Source organism: Neptunomonas sp. (genome assembly GCF_016744175.1).
Classification (GTDB): domain Bacteria; phylum Pseudomonadota; class Gammaproteobacteria; order Pseudomonadales; family Balneatricaceae; genus Neptunomonas.
On record NZ_JADGEV010000090.1, the window covers coordinates 1 to 1,810 of the forward strand.

At 41.4% G+C, this 1,810-nt stretch carries 2 protein-coding genes; both read left to right on the forward strand.

Translation table 11 applies throughout. From position 1 onward, the window contains the following. On the forward strand, nucleotides 1–1,196 hold a 1,196-nt coding region (gene mgtE / locus QZZ55_RS19815), incomplete at its 5' end, for a magnesium transporter (RefSeq protein ID WP_293269150.1). Between the two features lie 42 nt (nucleotides 1,197–1,238). Beyond that, the coding region (locus QZZ55_RS19820; RefSeq protein ID WP_293269151.1) for a mechanosensitive ion channel family protein at nucleotides 1,239–1,810 on the forward strand (572 nt) is incomplete at its 3' end.

Below are 1,810 nucleotides of genomic sequence, written 5' to 3' on the forward strand. Positions count from 1 at the left end.
TTATTTGGGAGCTTCTCAGCGAACCTAAAAAAAGCGAAGTCATCCCCTGGTTACGTGCTGACATTCGCCCTAGTTTGATAGGGGAGATGGATGATGCACAGCTTTTTGTGGCAGCTGAAGCGATGGCCGTCGATGATCTTGCCGATGTTTTAGGGGATTTTCCCGACCAGGTAACTCAATCTATTCTCGAAGCACTTGAAACAGATAATCGAAAACGTCTTGAAACGGTTTTGAGTTACCCGGAGGGAAGTGCCGGTCGCTTGATGCGTACAGAAGTTCTCAGTGTAAGAAAAGATGTGACATTCTCAGTTGTGTTACGTTGGTTAAGACGGCATGAAAAACTGCCATCGCTAACTGATGCTTTAATGGTAACAGATGCAGAAGGTTACTATTTAGGAAAACTTGAATTAGCTAATATCGTTACAGGTAGTCCAGAAACCAAAGTAATAGAGGCAATGGTTGGCACGGCAGAAGCCGTACGTTTTGATGCTAAAGAACACGAAGTAGCCACATTGTTTGAAAAACGAGAGCTTATTTCAGTAGCGGTGATCGATGCTGAAGGCAAGCTGTGTGGAAGAATTACGGTTGATGATGTTGTAGATGTTATTCGTCATGAAGCAGACCAAGCGTTTCTAAAGTCCGGTGGAGTTGCACAGGAAGAAGATCTATTTTCTCCCATTATTCCAAGTGCCCTGCGTCGTGGGGTGTGGCTAGGGATAAACCTGATTACAGTGTTTATGGCCGTTTGGGTTATTGGCTTATTTGAAGCGGCCCTGAATCAGATTGTAGCGTTAGCCGTATTAATGCCGGTGACAGCAAGCATGGGAGGTATTGCCGGTAGTCAGACTCTCACGCTGATCATTAGAGGCCAAGCTATGGATCAAGTGTCTCACTTAAATGCTCTATGGCTGGTGCGTAAAGAGCTTGCTGTGGGGGCGCTCAATGGCCTAGTGTGGGCTTTCTTAGTAGCGATCGTATCCTTACTGTGGTTTAAAGACACATACCTTTCGCTAATAATTGCCGTCGCACTGTTCATAAATTTACTGGTCGCCTCTCTTTCTGGAGTACTTATCCCATTGACGTTAAAACGAATGAAAATTGACCCTGCACTTTCAGGGGCAGTTATTTTAACGACGGTAACTGATGTGGTCGGTTTTTTAAGTTTCCTCGGATTGGCCTCAATATTTCTATTATGAATACAATTTATTTTATAACCATATATAAAATTGGGATAACCCATGATCGACTTTACTCTTAGCGACTTCCTTGTTGAGCACAAGTTGCTATCTTCGCTTACATTTATTGTTTTAGCTTATTTCTTTAAACTATTGTTGGTAAAAGCCATCAGAGTGAGAAGCAAGGCAAAACGGGAAGATCGTCGTTATCTAATTAATTTAATTAAAAACTTAATTAACCTTACAGTTGTTGTTTTATTTTTTATCTACTGGTCAGCCGAACTACAAAAATTTGCATTTTCTGTAGCCGCATTTGTTGTAGCTATTGTTATTGCTACGCGCGAGTTTATTCAATGTATTATCGGATACATTTATATAGTTGCATCAAGACCATTTCAGGTTGGTGACTGGATTCAGGTCGGTCGCTATTACGGTGAAGTAACAGAAACTGACTGGGTAAAATTGACCTTATTAGAGGTTGATATTGATTCATACAGTCACACCGGAAAAACTCTTTATTTACCCAACAGCATGTTGGTATTGAATACTATAAAAAACCTAAACTTCATGAAGCGCTATGCCACTCATACCTTCACGCTTACTCGGGATCAGCGCGTAAACCTGTTTTTATTTAG